Annotated in this window: 17 protein-coding genes and 1 riboswitch; of the genes, 7 read left to right on the forward strand and 10 right to left on the reverse strand. The window is 72.9% G+C overall.

Annotation, left to right across the window (positions count from 1 at the left end; all coding sequences use genetic code 11):
- Window positions 1-71: 71 nt before the first annotated feature.
- Both ACFZAU_RS11490 and ACFZAU_RS11495 read right to left on the reverse strand, forming a co-directional pair.
- Window positions 72-776, reverse strand: a complete 705-nt coding sequence (locus ACFZAU_RS11490) for a hypothetical protein (RefSeq protein WP_500551958.1) — start codon at window positions 774-776, stop codon at window positions 72-74.
- Window positions 777-811: 35 nt separating this feature from the next.
- A complete protein-coding gene (locus ACFZAU_RS11495; RefSeq protein ID WP_500463870.1) occupies window positions 812-973 on the reverse strand; it encodes a hypothetical protein in 162 nt (53 codons plus the stop codon).
- 193 nt (window positions 974-1,166) lie between these two features.
- Here ACFZAU_RS11495 and ACFZAU_RS11500 point away from each other — a divergent pair, with 193 nt between their 5' ends.
- The 4 genes from ACFZAU_RS11500 (at window position 1,167) to ACFZAU_RS11515 (ending at window position 7,135) form a co-directional block, all read left to right on the forward strand.
- On the forward strand, window positions 1,167-1,535 hold the full coding sequence (locus ACFZAU_RS11500) for an effector-associated constant component EACC1 (protein WP_500551959.1): 369 nt from the start codon (window positions 1,167-1,169) through the stop codon (window positions 1,533-1,535).
- A gap of 37 nt (window positions 1,536-1,572) precedes the next feature.
- Window positions 1,573-4,056 carry a caspase, EACC1-associated type gene (locus ACFZAU_RS11505; protein WP_500551960.1) on the forward strand — a complete coding sequence of 828 codons (2,484 nt, stop codon included), beginning with the start codon at window positions 1,573-1,575 and terminating at the stop codon, window positions 4,054-4,056.
- Window positions 4,053-5,486 carry an extracellular solute-binding protein gene (locus ACFZAU_RS11510; protein ID WP_500551961.1) on the forward strand — a complete coding sequence of 478 codons (1,434 nt, stop codon included), beginning with the start codon at window positions 4,053-4,055 and terminating at the stop codon, window positions 5,484-5,486. Before ACFZAU_RS11505 ends, ACFZAU_RS11510 begins: the two co-directional genes overlap by 4 nt.
- A 217-nt stretch (window positions 5,487-5,703) precedes the next feature.
- Window positions 5,704-5,843, forward strand: a riboswitch (cyclic di-AMP (ydaO/yuaA leader).
- A 185-nt stretch (window positions 5,844-6,028) separates the two neighbouring features.
- Window positions 6,029-7,135, forward strand: coding sequence for a M23 family metallopeptidase (locus ACFZAU_RS11515; protein ID WP_500552084.1), 1,107 nt, complete (start codon window positions 6,029-6,031; stop codon window positions 7,133-7,135).
- Window positions 7,136-7,256: 121 nt separating this feature from the next.
- Here ACFZAU_RS11515 and ACFZAU_RS11520 read toward each other — a convergent pair whose 3' ends face one another.
- Both ACFZAU_RS11520 and ACFZAU_RS11525 read right to left on the reverse strand, forming a co-directional pair.
- Complete coding sequence (locus ACFZAU_RS11520; protein WP_500551962.1) at window positions 7,257-7,538, reverse strand: hypothetical protein; 282 nt, start codon at window positions 7,536-7,538, stop codon at window positions 7,257-7,259.
- 123 nt (window positions 7,539-7,661) lie between these two features.
- Complete coding sequence (locus ACFZAU_RS11525) at window positions 7,662-8,426, reverse strand: DUF6227 family protein (RefSeq protein ID WP_499599667.1); 765 nt, start codon at window positions 8,424-8,426, stop codon at window positions 7,662-7,664.
- Window positions 8,427-8,587: 161 nt separating this feature from the next.
- On the opposite strand from ACFZAU_RS11525, the gene ACFZAU_RS11530 reads away from it, so the two are divergent.
- Window positions 8,588-9,457: a PfkB family carbohydrate kinase gene (locus ACFZAU_RS11530; protein WP_500551963.1), complete on the forward strand. Its 870-nt coding sequence runs from the start codon at window positions 8,588-8,590 to the stop codon at window positions 9,455-9,457.
- A gap of 41 nt (window positions 9,458-9,498) precedes the next feature.
- Here ACFZAU_RS11530 and ACFZAU_RS11535 read toward each other — a convergent pair whose 3' ends face one another.
- From ACFZAU_RS11535 to ACFZAU_RS11545, 3 genes are all read right to left on the reverse strand, one after another.
- Window positions 9,499-9,729 (reverse strand): hypothetical protein, encoded by a 231-nt coding sequence (locus tag ACFZAU_RS11535; RefSeq protein ID WP_500551964.1) that lies wholly within the window; start codon window positions 9,727-9,729, stop codon window positions 9,499-9,501.
- Window positions 9,730-9,744: 15 nt separating this feature from the next.
- Window positions 9,745-10,257 (reverse strand): hypothetical protein, encoded by a 513-nt coding sequence (locus tag ACFZAU_RS11540; RefSeq protein WP_500551965.1) that lies wholly within the window; start codon window positions 10,255-10,257, stop codon window positions 9,745-9,747.
- Window positions 10,258-10,409: 152 nt separating this feature from the next.
- Window positions 10,410-13,547, reverse strand: a complete 3,138-nt coding sequence (locus ACFZAU_RS11545; protein WP_500551966.1) for a DEAD/DEAH box helicase — start codon at window positions 13,545-13,547, stop codon at window positions 10,410-10,412.
- 107 nt (window positions 13,548-13,654) lie between these two features.
- Between ACFZAU_RS11545 and ACFZAU_RS11550 the strand changes: the two genes are divergently transcribed.
- Window positions 13,655-14,038: a hypothetical protein gene (locus tag ACFZAU_RS11550; RefSeq protein ID WP_500551967.1), complete on the forward strand. Its 384-nt coding sequence runs from the start codon at window positions 13,655-13,657 to the stop codon at window positions 14,036-14,038.
- A gap of 25 nt (window positions 14,039-14,063) precedes the next feature.
- Window positions 14,064-14,282, forward strand: a complete 219-nt coding sequence (locus ACFZAU_RS11555) for a DUF2277 domain-containing protein (RefSeq protein ID WP_499599676.1) — start codon at window positions 14,064-14,066, stop codon at window positions 14,280-14,282.
- A 189-nt stretch (window positions 14,283-14,471) separates the two neighbouring features.
- On the opposite strand, the gene ACFZAU_RS11560 is transcribed toward ACFZAU_RS11555, so the two are convergent.
- The 3 genes from ACFZAU_RS11560 to ACFZAU_RS11570 all read right to left on the reverse strand — a co-directional run bounded on the left by ACFZAU_RS11560 (window position 14,472) and on the right by ACFZAU_RS11570 (window position 17,904).
- A complete protein-coding gene (locus ACFZAU_RS11560) occupies window positions 14,472-16,487 on the reverse strand; it encodes a DUF6114 domain-containing protein (RefSeq protein ID WP_500551968.1) in 2,016 nt (671 codons plus the stop codon).
- A 20-nt stretch (window positions 16,488-16,507) separates the two neighbouring features.
- The gene (locus tag ACFZAU_RS11565; RefSeq protein ID WP_500551969.1) at window positions 16,508-17,164 is read right to left on the reverse strand and encodes a DUF6230 family protein; all 657 of its coding nucleotides are present in this window, start codon (window positions 17,162-17,164) and stop codon (window positions 16,508-16,510) included.
- A gap of 86 nt (window positions 17,165-17,250) precedes the next feature.
- A complete protein-coding gene (locus ACFZAU_RS11570; RefSeq protein ID WP_500551970.1) occupies window positions 17,251-17,904 on the reverse strand; it encodes a DUF6230 family protein in 654 nt (217 codons plus the stop codon).
- Between the last annotated feature and the right edge of the window lie 18 nt (window positions 17,905-17,922).

Consider the following 17,922-nt stretch of genomic DNA (forward strand, 5'->3'; position numbering starts at 1 on the left):
GGCGCGGCCGGAGGGGCTGGCGGCGACGGGGCCGGAGGGGTCCGCGGCCGCCCGGTCGGGGGTGCTCTCGGCTACCCGGCGGGAGGGCTCTCCTCCAGGCCGTCCAGCCGTTCCAGCCGCTCCTGGAAGCGGTCCAGCAGTTGCCTGAGCCGGTCCGCCTCCGCGAGCAGTTCCTCGCGCAGCGGCTCGTCGCGCCGCGCATCCTTCCGCGGCGGCCGCCCATGCCTCGCGTCCTCATGCCCCGGCAGCCGCGGCCCGGCGGCGCCCGGTGCGGGCGGTTCCCCGGTCACGTTCACCCAGGGGCCGGCCAGCCGCGCGAAATCCGCCGGCCGCAGCACCCACAGCCCCGCCGCGCAGTGCCGGCAGACCGCCGTCAGCCCGTGCCAGCCCGGCAGCCCGGTGCCGTCGCGCACGAAGACCCGGGCGGCCCGCCCGCAGCGGCAGGCGCCCATGCGCACGGTGCGCACCCGCTGCCGGGCGTAGCGCGTGCCGCGCTCGTACCGGGTGTACGCGCCCAGCACGCTCACCTGCAGCACCACCGCGTCCCGGCAGTCCGTCGCGCAGGTCAGGGCCTGCGCCTCGGCGGCCGTGTGCAGGCAGTAGAAGCCGCAGTCGCAGCCGCGCGCCGGGCTGCGGTGCCGCCGCCCGTAGCCGCACACGGCGTCGCCGAGGGCGCCGTACACGATCCGCCCGCCCAGCGACACGCCCCGGAAGCCCACGCGGGCGCCGTCGTGCGCCAGCAGCGGGAAGGCCAGCTTGTACCCCGTCGGGGGCACCGCCGGCCGTTCCTCGGGCAGCCGGCGGCCGAACCTCACCGCGCCGCGGCCTCGGCGGGCCCCGCCGCGCGGACCTCGACGGTGTCCGGGGCCCGGTCCCCGGGGGCCGCCTCCTCGTCCACGAGCCGCTCCATGCCCGCGAGCTCCTCGTCCGTCTCCTCCGCGTAGCCGTTCGCCAGTGCCCTGCCCAGCTTCATGACGGCCTCCAAGATCGGGCGAATCCCCCGTACGGGGGGTACTCGGGCATCATGCCGCACCGGGCCGCCGCCGGGGTAGGGCACGTCGGGCGCGCCCGCGCCGCCGCGACTTCCTGCCCGGTACACACAACTCCGTGCACGAGCCGTGTGAATGACGGTACGTCAGCGTAGGCTGGGAATGAGGGGAGGCGTCATGGACACGTACGTGACCATCGAGCTGGACGGCGGCAAGGACGCGGCGGAGGACCTGCGCAGACTGGAGGTCTGGCTGCGGGCCGACGAGGAGCTGGCGCCGCTGGTCGTCCGCAGGGAGCGGCCCGCCGACGAGAGCATGGGCGTCGCCTACGACCTGATCCTGATGATCCTCCAGGAGACCCTGCAGGCCACCGCGCTCACGCTGTTCCGCGCCCTGCGCAACCACCTGCGCAACCAGCCCGGCGACTCGCTCAGCGTCACCGTCCGCGCGGGGGACGTGGAGTGCGTCCTCACCGCTAGGGACGCCCTGACGCGCGGCGAGCTGGAGGCGATGGCGGCCCGCATCCGCCAGACGCTGGAGAACTAGATCCGGAGGAAGACGGCCCTGGGGAGGTCCGGCGGGCATGCCGTACGAACCGTTCGCGTCCCGGTCGCGGGCGGTCCTGATCGGGGTGTCCCAGTACGAACACGCCCGTGACTTCTCCAACATCCCCTCCGCCAGGGCCAACGTGGCCCGGCTGCGCGCCGCGCTCGTCTCCGGCGGGCTCGGCCGGTTCATCCCGCGCACCGTGGAGACCCTCGACGAGCCGCGCACCCGCGACCGCGCGCTGCGGCTGATCGGCACCGCCGCCGCCCAGGCCCAGGACCTGCTGCTGGTCCACTTCACCGGGCACGGGTACGTCGACCTGGGCAGCGGGGAACCCGAGCTGTACCTGATGACCCGGGAGTCCACCAAGGACGGCGCCCGCCTCGACGGCATCCCGTACCGCGACCTGCTGCGGCTGCTCGCCTCCTCGCGCGCCGAGCGCGTCGTCCTCGTCCTGGACTGCTGCTACTCCGGCAACGCCGGCCTGGTGCCGCTGCCGGAGCGGCCGTTCTCCCTGATCACGTCCTCGGCCGTCGGCTCGCGCATCCACAAGGGCGACGGCATCGACCCGACGCCCTTCACCGGAGCCCTGGTCCGGGTGCTGACCGAGGGCACCGACCCGTACGACCCGGTCACCGTGCAGCGCCTCGGGGTCCGCCTGCACGAACTGGCCGCCGAGTACGCGGCCACGCTCGACGAGCGCGCGGACTACGACCCCTGGTTCCCGACCGAGCGCTCCAGCAACAGCGCCGGCGACACCGTCCTGTCGCAGGCCCGGCTCACCCCGCGGCCCGCCCGCGGGACCCGCTGGCTCGCGCCGCTGCGCCGGCTCGCCCAGTACGCCGGCTTCACCTGGACGTGGACGGCGGGCCCCCACCAGCCGCTCTGGCACCGGGCGGTCGGCATCGGCGCCGCCCTGGCCCTGCTAGCGGGCGGCGTCACCGGCTGGACGTGGGCGCACCGCCCGGCACCGCTGTGCCCCGCACCGCTCGAACTGCGGGTGCTCACCTCGCCGGAGACGCGCGCCGCGCTCACCTCCGTGCTGGACGCCTTCCAGGACAGCGAGGACGCCGGCCCCACCGCCTCGCTCGGCGGCCGGCCCGAAGGCTGCGGCCAGATCAACACCACCGTCTACGCGGCGCCCACCGACCGCACCATCGCCGCCTTCCGCGCCTCCGCCGCCTGGGCCGAGCCGGAACGCGCCTGCGAGGACGAGGACGCCGGCGAGTGCGCGATGCCGCTGCGGGACGTCGGACCGCACCCCGACGTGTGGATACCGGCAGCCGGCACCGCCCTCACCCAGGTCCAGGCCGAGACCCGCCGCCCCGAGAGCGTCGTCGCCCTCGGCCGGCCGGTCACCCTCGCGCACTCCCCGGCCGTCGTCGCCGCGACCACCTCGCTGGAGGGCGTCGGGCGCACCGGCAGCACCGCGCAGCAACTCGTCGACGCCGCCCACGCGCAGGACGTGGTCGTCCGCAGCGCGGAACCGCACTCCTCGGACGCCGCCCTCGACCAGCTGCTGCACCTGGCACCCGGCACCCGGATCACCACCGACGCCGTGCCCCCGGCGGACGACCGGGCCCTGGCCTGCTCGGCCCGCACCTGGCTGGTCGAGCGGCGCGGCACCCAACAGGCCCTGCTCACGGCGGAGTCCACCCTGGCCGCCCTCGTCACCCCGGCCCTGGAGTCCCATCCGCCCTGCCTGGGCGACCAGTCGGACCCCTACACCGCCTACTACCCCTCCGACGTGCCGCCCCTCGACCTCACCCTCGTACCGGTGAGCTGGGAGACCGGCCGGGCCGACCGCGCCGACCGCGCCGAGGCGGTGCACCGGCTCGCCGCATGGCTCGGCTCCCGCCCGGGGCAGCGGGCGCTGGCCGCGCAGGGCTTCCGTACGGACGTCAGCGGGACGGCCGAGGCCGGCGACACCCCGCTGGACAGCGCGATCTTCGTCGCCGACCCGCGGGCGGGCGGCGGGCCGCCGACCCGGAAGGACATCGAGGCCGCGCTGCGGGACCACGGCGAGGCCGCGGGCACCCGGCGCGACGTCCTCTTCGCCGTCGACGTCTCCAGTTCCTCCTACTCCGGCGCCAACGTCCCCGTCGTGCGCGCCGTGCTGGCCCGCGCCTCCGGCTACCGGTACGGCATCGCCGCGGTGCCCGGCCGCACCCTCCTGCCGCTGGGACCCAACGACGCCGCCGCGCGGGACGCCGCGATCCGGGCGCTGGCACCGGTCGAGCGGGACGCCCCCGTGGCCGCCGCCCTGCGCCAGTGGTCGCGCGCCCTCGCGGACTCCCCCGGGACCCTGATCGTCCTCATCACCGACGACGAGGACAGCGCCCGCGAGGAGCCGCCCGCCGTGGACGTCCCCGTGCTGGTGGTCTCGCTGGAGAGCTACGGCTGCTCGCTGCGCTTCAACAAGGCGGTGACCGAGGATGGCGGGGCGTGCCTGGCCGCCACGCAGGACCTGCCGAACCGGGTCGCGGAGACCATCACCCGCCTCACCTCGGGAGGGTCATGACGGCCGTGAGGGTCACCGGGTCCACCGGGGTCATACGGGTCACGAGGCTTGGGGGAGCCGCGCGCTGCCGGCGCCGCCGCACCCTGGGCGTCGTGCTCCTGCTGGCCACCGCCCTCGCCACCCTCGCCACCGCCGCCTGCGGAGGTCCCCGCCCCGCGCCGGCCCCGGGGCCCGACCGCTCCCGGCCGCTGATCGTCGCCAGCGACGCCGACCTCACCGCCGGCGGGCGACCCGGCGTCCGCCGCGCCCTGGTCGACGAGTGGAACCGGGCCAACCCGGACCGGCCGGCCCGGCTCGTCGAGCTCCCCTCCGCCTCCGACGAGCAGCGCAGCGAGCTGATCGGCGCCTTCCAGTCCGGCACCGCCGCGTACGACGTGGTCAACCTCGACATCAGCTGGATCCCCGAGTTCGCCGACAGCGGCCTGCTGCGACCGCTCGACCCCGCCCTCGTCGACGGGGACTTCCTGCGCCAGGCCGCGGACGCCGGCCGCTGGAAGGGCCGCACGTACGCGGTGCCCTTCAACACCGACGTCGGACTGCTCTACTACCGCACCGACGACCTCGCCAAGGCCGGCCGGCGCCCCGCCGACCTGCGCGGCTACGCCAAGATGGGCGACCTCCTCGCCGACGTCCGCCCGCTCGGCCACGCCGCCTACACCACCCAACTGCGCGCGTACGAGGGCCTGACGGTCAACACCCTGGAGACCTTCTGGACCGCGGGCGTCGAACTCGTCGACGGCGACGGCCGCTACACCGGCACCGAGGACGGGCTGCGCGAGGGCCTGGACGAGCTCGGCCGGCTGGGCGCCGCCAACAACCTCAACCCGGAGTCCCTGGAGGCCGACGAGTCGGTCACCCTCGCCCAGTTCACCGAGGGGCAGAGCGTGCTGATGCGCAACTGGCCGTACGCCTACAACCGGCTGGACGCCGCGCTCGCCCCCGGCGTCCGCTTCGGCGTGGCCCGGCTCCCCGGCGTCGCCGCCCTCGGCGGGCAGAGCCTGGGCGTCGCGGCCACCAGCGACCGCCCCGGCGACGCAGCGGACCTGATCCGCTTCCTGACCGGACGCAGCGCCCAACATGCCCTGCTCAGAGCGGGTTTCGCCCCTGCGCGGCGCTCAGCATACGGAGCCGGGGATGTCAACTGTGACGATCCTCACGACCCCCGTGCCTGGTTCTACGACCGCCCCGCGGGCCGCGGCTCCGAGCCCTCCCCCTCACCCGCCGCCGCGACCCCCGGGTACACGACCCTGCTGTGGTGCGCGCTGCAGGCCGCCAGGGCCCGTCCGGCGACCGCGCACTACGTCACGTTCACCCGGGTCCTGCAGCGTGAGGTGCACGGAATGCTCGCGGCACACCGCTCCACCGACGCCACGGCGGAGCGTCTGGACGGCCGTCTGGGGCGCGCGCTCGGCGGCCGGGGTCCGGGGTGACCATCACTGCCCGTGAGCGCGGCACTCCCTTCCGCATAACGACTGATGCACACTCACATTTCCCGTAGGTCACGGCAGTCACGGCGCAATGTCCGGTTCCGTCCTGTCCATCCCCATAGATTCCCGTCATGAACTCGCTTGAGTGGCTTGGAATTGGCGGGCGCCTCTATTAACGTTCGATAACGCAGCGCGGTCGTCCCGCCGCCGTCAGGGCGGCGCCGTGCGCTTGCCGAATCCCGTCCGCGGGAACCGGGGAACCACTTCCTGGGGTGAATCGGGGGCCTTCCGAGGTCCTCGTAGGAGACCTTCCTGCTCCGAACCCGTCAGCTAACCCGGTAGGCGAGAAGGAAGGAAAGGAGCGCGCCCGCGTGGCGTCGAACGAGCCTGCCCTGATACCCGGACAGCAACAGGGGTCCGCGACCGCGTACTCCGAGTGGGACACCGCCGAGTGGAACATCGCCGCCGGCTGGAATCCCCCGGCAGCCGAGCAGGCACCGCCGACGAAGAACGCGATCGACGGCTGGGACACCGGGCAGTGGAACATGGCCGCCGGCTGGCTCGCCGCGGCGGCAGCCGAGGAGACGGCCTCCCACGACGCAGGCGCCGTTGCCGACGCCACCGTCGCGCAGCACGAGACCGCCGGGCACGAGGCCTACGAGCCCGCCGCCCCCGCCCAGCCGCGCCACGAGGACATCGAGGCCTTCGACGCCTTCGGGAACACCCGCGACATCGAGGCCGCGCCCTACGAGGGCCCGGACGCCGAGCCGTGGGACCCCTCCGAGGAGTCCGCCGGCCCCCTGCGCGGCCGCCACCGCGTCGCCAAGCAGCGCTCCCTGGGCCGCGGTTCGGCGGTCTTCGGCGTCGCGGCCGTGGCCGTGCTCGGCGTCGGCGGGGTCGCCACCGCCGAGGGCAAGAACCCGCTCCCGGTCTCCCTCCCGCACCTGCCCGACGCGTCCCAGCTGCCCGGCATCGGCGCGCTCGTCGAGGACGACAGCGCCCCCGAGGCCAAGCCCGTCGCCGAGGCCCTGAGCCCCGACGCGGGCGAGGCGCTGCGCAACCGCATCCTCGACCAGGCCCAGCAGCAGCGGAACGCCGCCGACAAGGCCGCCAGGACCGCCGCGCAGCAGGAGGCGTCGGCCAAGGCCGCCAAGTCCGCCGCGCAGGAGCGGGTGCGGGCCGAGGCCGCCGCCAAGAAGAAGGCCGCGGCGGAGGCAGCGAAGAAGCTGGAGGCCGAGCGCCTGGCCGAGCTCGCCAAGAGCTTCGTCAAGCCGGTCTCCTCGTACACGCTGACCGCCGGGTTCGGTGAGTCCAGCTCGCTGTGGGCCAACACCCACACCGGCCAGGACTTCGCCGCCCCGACCGGCACCCCGGTCAAGGCCATCCACAGCGGCACCATCACCGAGGCGGGCTGGGCCGGTTCGTACGGCTACCGCATCATCCTGACCCTCGACGACGGCACCGAGCTCTGGTACTGCCACCTCTCCTCGATGATCGTCACCTCCGGCAAGGTCAGCACCGGCGACACCATCGGCCGCGTCGGCGCCACGGGCAACGTCACCGGCCCGCACCTGCACCTCGAGGTGCGCCCCGGCGGCGGCGACCCGATCGGCCCGATGGGCTGGCTGCGCAGCAAGGGCCTCACGGTCTGAGGCGACCGGTCGTGCGACCGGCCGGCCGGCCGCGTACGACCGCACCGACTCCGGCGGTCCTGGTGACTCCCCCCGTCAACCAGGGCCGCCGGTCCTTTTCGAGGCGACGTCCCCGCCGCCGCTACGGGACGACGAAGTTGTAGATCTCCGAGATCCGGGGCGGTCCGGTCGGCTCCGGGAAGCCGGACTCCTTGGCGGCGGGCATCATGATCTCCATAAAGGCCTCGAGCGCCTGCGCGGACTGCCAGACGTTCACCAGCCGCAGCCCCTCGTTGGTGATCACGGCGGCGTGGGAGAGCAGCCCGGACGGCGGATGCTCGGGCCCGAACCCCGCGCGGTGGTTCGCCTCCTCGTACTGCAGGGCCGTCACACCGGGGAACTCGACCTCCGCCAGGACCGGCATGGGAACCTCCCGCCTCCCAACGACACGCCTACGCCCCAATTTCCTCCGGCTGCCCCCCGGCCGCAATCCGGAACGCGGCCGGGGACAGGGTCAGAACGGGGCGGGCGCGCGGTGAACGCGTGGTCACAGCGCCTCCAGCCGTACGTCCGCCGAGTCGCAGGCCGCCGTCTCGTCGGCGTAGACCTCGCACACCGGCCGCCCGTCGGGGGTCATCGTGTGCTCGACCTCCCAGAGGCTGATCTCCTCGCCGGTCTCCAGCAGGAAGGCGTGCTCGTACAACGTCCAGCCGGCGACCCGGCCGGTGCCGATCCGGGTGTGCCGGCCGGTGACGTACGCGATGTCGTGGCCCACCGCCGAACCCAGCCGGCTGCGCAGGTCCTCGCCGGGCACGTCCGTGTTCTCGGCCCGCCGCAGCACCCGCCACGCGTGCTCGGCGGAGTGCTGCTCCGTGTACTGCCGGGGCCCGGGCGTCAGATCCATCGCCAGCTGCGGCAGCCGTGCCAGCCAGTCCGCCGCCTCCGCCTCCAGCTCCTCCGGGGAGGGCTCGCCGAAGCGCGCGTCGATCGTGTGCTGGGCGACGGCCAGCGTGTCCGGGTCCGAGTACACCTCGTACAGCGGCTCGTCGCCGTCGGGGCCGGTGTTGTGCTCGATCTCCCACAGCAGCTGCGTACTGCCGTCGGCCAGCAGGAACGTGTGCCGCAACGTCCTGCGGCTCAGCCTGCGCGGCGGGCCCTTGCGCTGGCGGAAGGACGCCAGCTCCGTGCAGCCCATCAGCGCGGTCGCCAGCCGTCCCAGCACGTGGTCGTCGACGTCGAAGGCGTTCTGCGCCCTGGCCAGCACCACCTCGACGTCCGCCGGACCCGCCCCACCTGGTCGCGCGTTCCCCATGCGGTCCTCCTGCTCACGGCATTCCCCGCGCACCATTGCGAGCACTCAGCGTAGTGGCATCGACGCGCTGCGCGTCGGGTCTCCCGGAAAAATGGTGCACCCCCACCCGTAGGAGGCGCGTAAAACGCGAAACGCACGCCCCCTGCTGCCACTATGCGCCCATGCGCGCACTCTTCGTAGGCCTCTGCACCCTCGATGTCATCACCCTCGTCGACCACGTCCCGGCCCCGAACGAGAAACTCACCGCCCGCACCCAGACCGTCGCCGCCGGCGGCCCCGCGACGGGAGCCGCGGCCACCTTCGCCCACCTCGGCGGGGAAGCCGTCCTGCTCACCGCATTCGGGGGCCACCCCCTCGCCGGCGCGATCGACGCCGACCTCACGGCCCTCGGCGTCGACGTCATCAACCTCACCGCGGACTCCCCCGAACCCCCCGCGGTCTCCACGATCCTGGTCACCGCCGCCACCGGCGAGCGCGCCGTCGCCTCCACCAACGCGGCCTCAGGGACGTCCGTCTCCCCGCCCGGGGACCTCTCCGTGCTGGTCGGCGACGCCGACGTCGTCCTCGTCGACGCGCACCACCCCGCCCTCGCCGTCCCCGCCGCCCGGCTCGCCCGCGCCGCCGGGGTCCCCACCCTCCTGGACGCGGGCAGCTGGCGTCCCGCGACGCCCACCCTGCTCCCCTACGTCGACGTCGCCGTCTGCTCCGCCGACTTCCACCCCCCGGGCACCACCACCCCGGCCGAGGCCCTGGCGTTCCTCCACGACGCGGGCGTGCGGTGGACCGCCGTCACCCGGGGGCCGTCCCCCATCCTCCGGCCCGACGGGCAGATCCCCGTCCCCGCCGTCAGCCCCGTCGTCGACACCCTCGGCGCCGGAGACGTCCTCCACGGCGCCCTCGCCCACCACCTCGCCGCCCACGTCACGATCCGCCTCACCCCGCCCGCCTTCGACGCAGCCCTCGCCTTCGCAGCAGGCATCGCGTCCCGCTCCTGCACCTCCTTCGGCACGCGCACCTGGATGCGCGCCTGAGGGGCCCGGGGGGCGGGGGTGTCTGGTTGTCCCGGGTTGAGTCAGGGGCGCTCTCGCCCCTTCGTCTTGTTGGCGATCAGGGCGAACAGGACCGCTCCGACACCCAGCACGAGCCAGCCGACCGCCGACTCGGACACGGTCATCTGGGTTTGTTTGGGCAGCAGCGACAAGCCGCCGAGAACCATGAACATCGCGAACATGTAGCTGAGCCCGGCCATCAGCAGCCAGCGCAGCAGTCGGCTCGCCCGTACGTTCGGCGACTTATCGGTCATGGGGTTCCGCCTCGCTCATTTGACGATGTTGTGGCACTGGGTTCCGCGCTTCTGCCCGCTTGTGAAGAAGTCCGCGCATGCTTTCCCGTAGTGCTTCAACGTCCGCCTAGAGTCATCGACACGCCCTACGGACTTCATGAAAGTGCACGAGTGGTGCATGGGACCCCGCCGAATGAGGTATGTCTTGCCCTCGGTGTCGGCGTAGCGCCAATCGATCCGCCAGTTGCACCACTTTCCGCCTGCGGAGTCCGCGCCGAAGATGTCCTGTACGGAGGCTTCTTCCCTCGTGATGCTCAGGCCGCTGCCCTTGATGATGTGACCGATCGTCGCGCCCGGAGCGCAGAGCTCCATACCCTTCACGTCAAAGCAGAAGCTGCCCACCTTGCCGTATCCCACAGCGGTGGCCGAAGCCGGGGAAGCGGCGGCCACCAGAGCGGTTACTGCCGTCGACGTCAAAGCGACCCACTGCCTAGCCCGCCCCGCGAAAGGGCGCCGAGCAGGGAAGGTGCGGACTTCATTGCGGCTCATTTGGCACTCCGATGCTTGCTGCCTACGTACGCATCGGAGAACGCCACCTTCCCCCGACGCGATACGTGGTGTTGCGTTCCGGTGACACAAGGTCGCTCGGGGGAGTGGTGCAGGAACCTTCAAGCATCAGTTTTGCAACAGGAGTTGGCCCCTTAACCTGCGGCGATGGCCGAGTAGGTCCAGACGTCCGCGGGCAGTTCGTGCTGGAGGCGCCAGACGATGCCCATGGGGTTGCTGCCCTTGTGCTCGACGTAGTTCGCCGGGCCGAGGAGCATCCAGGGCTGGGGGCCGCCGATGTCCGTCTTCTTGTAGCGGCGGACGAAGAGCAGGACGTGACTGCCGCGTGCTCGGTGCTGCTGGTAGCGGAGCCCCGTCGGGGACGAGCTGGACGTCTGGTTCTGGGACTCCCAGTGGAACTCGGTCTCGTTGCGGGCGTAGTCGTGATAGCGCGTCTGCGGGGAGAAGTCCTTCTCGTCCTTCTCCAGCGTGATGAACAGCGCGTCCGTCCCTATCGACTCGCACCACTTCACGCCTTCCCGGAAGTGCCCGGGCAGGAAGCCGCCCAGTGCGGACTGCCGAAGGGCCGGGAGGATCTCCTCGCGGCTGTAGGAGGCGTGGATGGTCAAGGGCAGTTCGCCGAGTGGCCCGTCGAGCGGGATGGGGACGTGGTCGGTGCGGTCCAGGCCGTGGGCGAGGACCTGGCGGAGTTCGTCGCGGACGTGCGGCTGGGCGCGGAGGGCGTCCAGGCCGTCCTGGTAGGTGGGGAAGCCGTTGCCCAGGGGCCACAGGGAGAAGAAGAGCATGCGGGCGTAGTCCTGCCCGCGCGGGCCGAGTTCGTCGTACGTGGAGGCTTCGTCGGCCAGGACCCGCTGGTACGCGGCGATCCGCGCCGGGTCGTCGACGTGGAGGAACGTCGGGACGCGCTTGAGGAGGGCGGCTTCGCCCTCGGGGTGTGCGGTGGGCAGCAGTCCGGCCCGGCGGAGCAGGCCGGTCCAGGAGTTGCCGCCGCGGTAGATCTCCTTGATCTCGCGGCGGCTCTCCGCGAGGTACTCCGCCAGTGTGGGGCTCGCGTACGCGCTGACCTCGCGCGCCAGCTGGGTGACGTTGACGTTGATCTGGCTGCGGATGTTGTCGATGACAAGTTCCTTGGCCTTGGGCTCAAGGATGATCTGGCAGCCGGACGGGAGCTGGGGGAAGTCGTGCTCGATGTTGCTCAGCAGCCGGTTGCGCGTGAAGTTGGTGAGCGCGCGGAACTGCTCCTCGAAGCGGAACTCCTTGCGGTGTTGCCCGATGAAGTCCAGGACCGTGAGGACGGCCTTGCCTTCGCTGCGGCGCAGGCCGCGTCCCAGCTGCTGCAGGAACACCGTGGCGCTGGACGTGGGCCGCAGGAGCAGCAGTGTGTCGACGTCGGGGATGTCCAGTCCCTCGTTGAAGAGGTCGACGGAGAAGAGGATCTGCAGGGTCCCGGCCCGCAACTCTTCGAGGGCTGCCTTCCGCTCGTCCCGGGGCGTCTCGCCCGACAGGGCCTTGGCCCTGAGGCCGGCCCGGCAGAAGAAGTCGGCCATGAACTCGGCGTGCGCCACGGTGACGCAGAACCCCAGTGCCCGCATGGAGCCGGGGTCGGTGACCTTGTCGCGGACGGCTTGGACGACGAGTCGCGCGCGAGCGTCGTTGCCGGTGAAGAGGTTGTCCAGCCCGGTGCGGTCGTAGGCGCCCGCCTTCCACGCGACCGCGCCCATGTCGGTGTTGTCGGTGATGCCGAAGTAGTGGAAGGGGCTCAGGAGGTCGTTCTCCAGGGCTTCCCACAGCCGCATCTCGGCCGCGATGCGGCCGTCGAAGAAGTCGTCCTGGACCTTGCGGCCGTCCATCCGCTCGGGGGTCGCCGTGAGGCCCAGCAACTCCCGCGGGGCGAAGTGGTCGATGATCTTCCGGTAGGTGGGGGAGACACCGTGGTGGAACTCGTCGATCACGACGACGTCGAAGTGGTCGGGTGCGAAGCGGTCGAGCGACTGGGCGTTGAGGGACTGGACGCTCGCGAAGACGTGCGTCCAGTTGTCCGGGATCTCGCCGCCGACCAGGAGTTCTCCGAAGTTCGCGTCGACGAGCACGTCCTGGTAGGTGCGCAGGGACTGTTCGAGGATCTCCTTGCGGTGGGCGACGAAGAGCAGCTTCAGGTCGCCGCCGAGCTTCGCCCGAAGGTGCTTGTAGTCGAGGGCGGCCATGACCGTCTTGCCCGTCCCCGTGGCGGCCACGAGGAGGTTCCGGTGCCTGTCGTGGACCTCGCGTTCCACTTCGAGCCGTTCCAGCATGTCGCGCTGGTGCGGGTAGGGGCGGACCTCGAGTCCCGAGAGGCTGAGTCTGCGTCCGCTGCCCGCTGTGTTGCCACCGCTCGCGGTGGCGAGCGCCTCGTCGAGCCGGTGGGCGTCCCTGTCGGGGTCGTACGACTCGAACGCCGCCTCGCTCCAGTAGGCGTCGAACGTCGCCTCGAACTTCCGCAGGACGCTGGGGGTGGCGACCGACGACAGCCGCACGTTCCACTCCAGGCCGTCCAGGAGGGCTGCCTTGGAGAGGTTGGAGCTTCCCACGTACGCCGTGTCGTAGCCGGTGTTGCGGCGGAAGAGCCACGCTTTGGCGTGCAGTCGGGTGGATCGAAGCTCGTAGTTGACCTTCACCTCGGCGTTGAACTCACGGACGAGACGGTCCAGGGCGCGTCGTTCGGTGGCGCCGACGTACGTCGTGGTGATGACGCGGATGGGCACGCCCCGCTCGTGGGCCGCTCGGAGGGACTGTTCCAGGACCCGCAGGCCGTGCCATTTGACGAAGGCGCAGAGCAGATCGACGCGGTCCGCGGTGGCCAGTTCGGCACGGAGTTCGTAGCCGAGGCTGGGATCCTCAGGGGAGTTGGTGATCAGTGCGGTCTCGGAGAGCGGGGTTGCCGGGCGGATCGCGTAGACCCCTTCGGCTTCCTGTTCGGCGAGCGCCAGCAGTTGCCGCGGCCCTTCGGAGATGAGGTCCGTCGCCTGCCGGGCGCCCTCGATGGAGTTCATCGACCCGAGGATGAGGTTGGCGGCGACCACCTGCTCTGCCGGCGTCAGCCCCGCGAGGACGCGTTCGACGGTGCCCGCGATGTGCCGGGACAGCACGTGCGGTGCCGACTCGGTGCCGACGACCTCGTCGACGGCGCTCCATCCGTCGGCCCCCAGGGTCTTGATGCGCTCTTCGAGGCTGTCGGTGATGAGCCTCTCGTACAGCCCGGAGACGGGATCGAGGTCGTGGTTCGGATTCGTCACGTAGGCCCCCCTGAGGCGAATCGGCGTGATCCAGTTCTAACAGGAGTGACTGACACGTGTGGCGCGCAGTGCGCGACGCGCGCGTCCCGCGGGCGGAGCATGGGCCCATGAGGGAGAGCGAGACGCCGGTCACGGATGGGTTCGAGCAGGCGATGGAGGCGTTGCGGAGGGCGCCGTACGGGGAGGTGGACGAGGCGTTGTGGGAGGTGGAGGGGAGCGTGCTGCGGGAGGCGCGGGGGCACTTGGAGGCGTGGGAGCACGTGGTGCGGGGGCTGGAGGCGGGGCGGTCGACGGCGCGGGGGGAACTGGTGTGCCGGGACGGGGTGGCGGGGCTGGTGCGGAGGCTGCCGGGGCCGGTCGCGGAGCTGTTCGGGGAGTCGCTGGGGGAGGTGGACGGCCGGTACATCGAGCTGACGGTGGAGGACGCGGCCGCTCCGGGCGGCGAAGGGGGCTGGTGGTGGGGCCGGCGGCCGCGTACCGGGTGGGCCTGACAGTGGTCGCGGGCACACTGGAGCCATGTGCCGAAGCATCAAGACCCTGCGCCCGCCGATGACGCCCGAGGTCGGCGAAGAGGACATCCGGGCCGCGGCCCTGCAGTACGTGCGGAAGATCTCCGGGTTCCGTGCGCCGGCCGCGCACAACCGGGAGGCCTTCGAGGAGGCGGTGGACGCCGTGGCGGCGGCCACGCGTGAGCTGCTGGCCGGGATCCAGGTGCGGGGTCAGCGGACTTCGTAGCCCTGGCGGGTGGTCGGCGGGCGGTTCCCCGTGGCGGCGTGACGACGAGTCGTCGTCTGGTGACGGTAGGTTATGGCCTGCTCGAACCAGTCCACCGCTGCACTGAGGTGTGCCATGTCCGTTGTCCGTAGGGCCCTCGTTGTCACCGCTCTGACCGCCGTGCTGCTGGCCAGCGCCGTCGTGTGCCAGTCAGCGGAGTGACGCCCGCACCTGCTGGTGCAGACCGGGGATCGTCAGCCGGTCCGCGGTCAGGAGGTGGTTGTACGCCACGACCTGCGTGAAGAAGACCGGGATGGGGATCGTCAGCCCCGGCGGCAGCGGGGGCGGCATGTCCGGGGTGAAGGTGACCGGGAGCAGGCCGAGGAGGTTGCCGCTCAGGACGCGGGTGAGCAGGACGACCGGCCGCCCGGTGGCGGTCGTGGTGCTCCAGGGCCTCGCGTCCGACTCGAATTCGCCTTGGCACGGGGCCCACGGCGGCGGCTCGGGGGAGACGTGGCCGACGCCGGGCAACCCCATGTCCAGCAGCGGCAGCCCGGTCCCGGGCAGGCCGTGGAAGGGCGGCGTCCAGTCGCGGCCGCGGCGGCGGGCGCAGGCGGGGGAGAGCAGCGCCGCGGTCTGGCGCAGGCTCGCGATGTCGGCGCGCCAGGCGGTGAAGACCAGGACGCGTTCGGCGCCGGCGCGCGTGGGGACGGCGGTGATGCCCCGGTACGTCAGCCCCGTCAGCACCAGCAGCGGCGTGCGCACGCGGAACGGCTGCTCGGCGGTGATCACGCGGTCGCGGTAGCGGCCCGCGCCGATCGACAGGTCCAGGGAGACCTTCGGCAGGCACCAGGGCGAGTCGGGGGTGCCCAGGCGGATGCGGGCGGGGAGCAGGGAGAGCGGTTCGTCCATGCCGCCGTCCGAGGGGCGGCGCGGGACGATCAGGTCCAGCAGCGAGTCGGGGCTGACCTTGTTGCCGGACAACAGACCGGTGGACGGCGCGGGCACCTCGGTCCGTGTACGGCGGTGGGACGCGCCGTCGCGGGGGGCGGGCGGCGCGTACGGGCCGGCGCCCGTCCGTCCCGGCGCGGGGGCCTGCGCCGACGGGTGCTTGCCCCGCAGCCCCAGCAGGTCGCCCACCGCGCCGAGCAGTCCGCCCGAGGGCTGCTGGGGTGCCGCGCGCTGGGACGGTACGGGGCTCGGGCCGGCGCCCTTGGGGGTGCCGCCCGGCGTGACGTCGAGCGAGCCGCGGACGGGGAGCGGCGCCTGCGCCTCGACGCCGACGTGGAGGCCGCCCGCGCCCCGGTTCCTGGCCTTGCCGGTGGCCGAGCCGGAGCCGGAGCCGGACCCGGAGCCGGAGCCCGAGCCCGTGCCGTGCACGGTGGGGTTGCGGGAGTGGTAGAGGCCGTCCAGTACGTCGCACACGGCCTCGCCCGCGCTGCGGTAGCCCTCGGCGGACGTGGCGGTGCCGTCGCCCTTGGAGGCACCGGCGTCGTGGGCCACGGCCATCGGCGCCATTGGGTGCAGTCCGCCGGCGAGCAGCGCCCCGCCGACCGGGAGGGCGCCGATGGCCCGCAGCCGTACGGCCCGGTTGCGCGCGGCGGGGCGGACCGAGGGGCGTACGGCCGGGCGCACGGCCGGCGGGACCGTCGCCGTACGGGTGCTCACGGCGTCCCCGTCGGAACCCGCGGCGGTGGGCGGCGCCGGTTCCGTACCGCCTGCGGGGGCCGCCGGCGGCGGGGCCGGGGTGCCCGCCGGCGTACCGGCCTGGGGGGCGGCCGTCCCCGGCCCCGAGGTGTTGCCGCGCCCGCCGCCGCCCCAGTCGGGCACCGGCCGGGAGCGCCTGCCGCGGCCCCCGTCGCCGTCCCCGTCCGGCACCCAGCTGACGGCCATCGCCCCGCCGATGACGCCCAGCATGAAGCCGATCAGGAACCCGCCGAAGTTGGACAGCACGAGCGAGGCGACGGAGAAGACCAGGGTCGCGATGCCGGCGAAGGCGCGGTGGTGCGGGGCGAGCCACAGGGTGAGGCCCAGGACGACCAGGAAGACGCCCATGAGCAGGCCGGAGACGCCGGCGATGCCCTCGTGGATCAGGAGCGAGAGCGGGGCGAGCGGGATGGAGAGGATCTCCACCCCGGCGAGCAGGGTCCACACGCCTGCCCAGAAGGGACGGCTGCGGCGCCAGGCGCGGAAGCGGGACCGGAGGGCTCCGGTGCGGATCAGCATGCGGGTCACGGTGGCCCGTCCTAGAAGCAGGAGTGGTCGCCGCGCAGCACCTGCACGTGCAGGTCCGGCAGCCGGAAGGTGGCCGCGCTGACCGACCTGTTCGTCTGCCGCAGGTCGCGCACGCGGATGCTCGTGGCCTGCTGGGCGAAGGCCCCGGGCGGACCCTGGACGCCGGGGACCTGATCCACCGTCGAGGCGTCCTGGCCGATGTGGATGTTCTTGAAGACGGCGTCGCCCTTGATGTCGTGGGCGTCCGCGATGAGGCGGTCGGCGCTCGCCGGGTCCGCGGTCAGCCGCAGCGTGACCGGGCCGATCACCGGCACCGGCTGGACGACGGACTGGCACAGGTCGTGCAGGGTGGCCCGGCGGATGGCGGACAGCGCCTCCGGGTAGACCGCGTCACGGCCCCGGTCGAGGACGCCGAACTGCACGAAGCCGTCGCCCTCCAGGAGGGAGGAGGAGATCTGGAAGCTCTCGCCGGCGACGGTGAAGGAGTTGGCCGAGACGCCGAAGGACGCGGCGAGCGCGCCACTGGCCAGGCTCGCGACGACGGCGCCCGCGGCCGCGACGGTCGGCACCATGACGAGGGCGAGCCGCTTCCAGCTGGTGCGGCCGGAGGCGGCGACGGCGGCCTGGGACACGGCGGGCCGGGACCCGGTGGGCTCGGTGGTCAGCACGTCCCGTCAACCGTGGGACAGTCTGATCGGTCGCTCGGTGGCGGTCCGTAATCACCCCGATGGTCGTACGCACTCGCCCATTCGGGTCAGAAGCAGGGGTGGGCGCCCTTCTCGACCGTCATGTGCAGGCCGTTCAGCCGGAACGTGGCCGCGCTGACGGACCTGGTGGTCTGCCGCAGGTGGTCGATGGTGACGCTCTCGGCCTGCTGCCCGGGGGCGCCGGCCGGGCCCTTGGCCCGGCCCTCGGCGTCCGTCTGCGAGGCGTCCACGCCGATCCGGATGTCGTGGAACTCGGCGTCGCCCATCAGGTCGTCGGAGTCGACGATCAGCTGCTCGGCGTGGACGGGCCGGTCGCCGCCACCCGCCTTGATCAGCAGGGTGACCTGGCCGAAGCCGGGGACGGAGCCGACCACGGACTGGCACAGGTTGTGCAGCTCGGCGGAGCTGATGGCGGAGACCGCCTGCGGGATGTCGCCCCTGGCAGTGTGGTCGATGGTCACGTACTGGGTGAAGCCGGTGCCGGTCAGGCGGTCGGCGGCGATCTGGATGCTCTGGCCGGACAGGGCGGTCGTGGCCGGTGAGAGCGCCAGGGAGACGGGCACCACGCCGGCGCCCGCGCCGACCGCCACGGCGGTGGAGACGGCGAGGACCGGTATGAGGACGACGGCCGTGCGCGTCCAGCTCGTGCGGCCGGACGGACGGCCGTCGCGACGGCTCGTACCTCGTGTCAGCGGGCTCACTCGGTCATTGCAACCCCG

The sequence above is a fragment of the Streptomyces sp. NPDC008238 genome (genome assembly GCF_042956445.1).
In the GTDB taxonomy this organism is placed as follows: domain Bacteria; phylum Actinomycetota; class Actinomycetes; order Streptomycetales; family Streptomycetaceae; genus Actinacidiphila.